This window comes from Brevundimonas sp. P7753, from assembly GCF_013386595.1.
Taxonomy (GTDB): domain Bacteria; phylum Pseudomonadota; class Alphaproteobacteria; order Caulobacterales; family Caulobacteraceae; genus Brevundimonas; species Brevundimonas bullata.
This window is the reverse complement of record NZ_JACARP010000199.1, coordinates 1-1,288: the sequence shown is the minus strand read 5'-3', so window position 1 is coordinate 1,288 and position 1,288 is coordinate 1. Positions and strand designations below refer to the sequence as shown.

Here is a 1,288-nt window from a genome sequence, read left to right as displayed (position 1 = left end):
CCGCCGCCGCCTCCGCCGCCTTCACCGGCACGGCGTCGATCCCGTCCGGCCTGAAACTGTCCGTCATTCCAACACTCCTCCCCATTTCATGGGGAGGGGGACCACGAAGTGGTGGAGGGGGCGACGCCGCCCTCTCCCGACGTCCCGCCGCCCCCTCCGTCTCGTCGCCTTACGGCGCCGATCCACCTCCCCATGAAATGGGGAGGAAAACACGCATCAATCCGGCCACAACGCCGCCATCCGCTCCATCTCGCCGCGCCCCAGGGGCGCCGCCTGAGCCGGCCCCGCCGTCAGCATCCGCCACTCTTTCAGCGACAGCCGCCAGAACCCCTCCGGCCCCACGCCCATCCGCGCCGCCGCCTGCATCATCTCGCTCCATTGCCGCTCTTGGGGCGTCATCAGGCAGCCGCCGCAAACGCCTTCGCCACCGCCTCCGCCGCCTCGCGCGGATCAACGGCGGCGCTCCCCAAACCGTCCGCCAATACCCCCTCGCCCCCGCCGCGCAACAAGGCCGCCAGCACCACCATCAGATCCCGCGCCGACAGCGCCTTCATCCGCTCGGCCAACGCCGCCATCCCGGCTGTGCCCAGCCCCGTCTCGATCTCGGCCAGAGCCCCCAGCGTCAGACACAGCCTCCGCTCCGCCCCAGCCAGCACCGCCGTCGCCTCGCCCCGCACGCCATTGGTCATTGTCTTTCCTCCCCATGTCGTGGGGAGGGGGACCGCGAAGCGGTGGAGGGGGCGACGCCGCCTTCTCCCGTCGAGACGCCCCCTCCGTCACGGCCGCTGCGTGTCCGCGCCACCTCCCCATGACATGGGGAGGAAAACCTAGTCACAGCGCGCTGAACCCGATCTCGCCCGCGCTCGCCAGGCTCAGCGCAAAGCTCGCCTCGCCCTCGTGCTCGCCGGCGTATTCCAGCGCCGCCACGATGAACGCCCCCTCCAGCACGCCGAAGTCCGGCACGATCAGCCGCCACGTCTTCGCCGCCTGTTCAAAGAAGGCCTCGCGGATCAGGGCGTCGGACGCCGCATCGCGAAAGATCCCCTGCCCCGACACCGCCGCCGACTTCACCCCGGCCCCCGCCAGCAGCTCGCGCCAGCGCCCGGCGCTGTCGCCGTCGGTGGCGTCCACCGTCTTGGCGTTCAGCGAAATCGTCCGCGCCCTCAGGCCCGCCACCGTGGTGAAGACGCCAGCGGCGCCCTCGATCTTCAGCAAGATGTCCTTGCCCCGTTGCGCCGTCATGTCTTCAATCCTCCCTTGTCGCGCAGCGACGGGGGAGGGGGACCGC

General features: G+C 71.0%; 3 protein-coding genes. All 3 read right to left on the bottom strand.

Translation table 11 applies throughout. The features are described 5' to 3' along the window. Positions 1 to 216: 216 nt before the first annotated feature. A complete protein-coding gene (locus HX774_RS19065; RefSeq protein ID WP_178828984.1) occupies positions 217 to 399 on the bottom strand; it encodes a phage tail assembly chaperone in 183 nt (60 codons plus the stop codon). Further along, positions 399 to 689 (bottom strand): GTA-gp10 family protein, encoded by a 291-nt coding sequence (locus tag HX774_RS19060; RefSeq protein ID WP_178828983.1) that lies wholly within the window; start codon positions 687 to 689, stop codon positions 399 to 401. Before HX774_RS19060 ends, HX774_RS19065 begins: the two co-directional genes overlap by 1 nt. A gap of 142 nt (positions 690 to 831) precedes the next feature. Further along, positions 832 to 1,242: a phage major tail protein, TP901-1 family gene (locus tag HX774_RS19055; RefSeq protein WP_178828982.1), complete on the bottom strand. Its 411-nt coding sequence runs from the start codon at positions 1,240 to 1,242 to the stop codon at positions 832 to 834. Between the last annotated feature and the right edge of the window lie 46 nt (positions 1,243 to 1,288).

Coding starts and splice junctions, on each gene's coding strand:
- HX774_RS19060 (WP_178828983.1), bottom strand. CDS start 689: ATGACCAATGGCGTGCGGGGCGAGGCGACGGCGGTGCTGGCTGGGGCG.
- HX774_RS19055 (WP_178828982.1), bottom strand. CDS start 1,242: ATGACGGCGCAACGGGGCAAGGACATCTTGCTGAAGATCGAGGGCGCC.
- HX774_RS19065 (WP_178828984.1), bottom strand. CDS start 399: ATGACGCCCCAAGAGCGGCAATGGAGCGAGATGATGCAGGCGGCGGCG.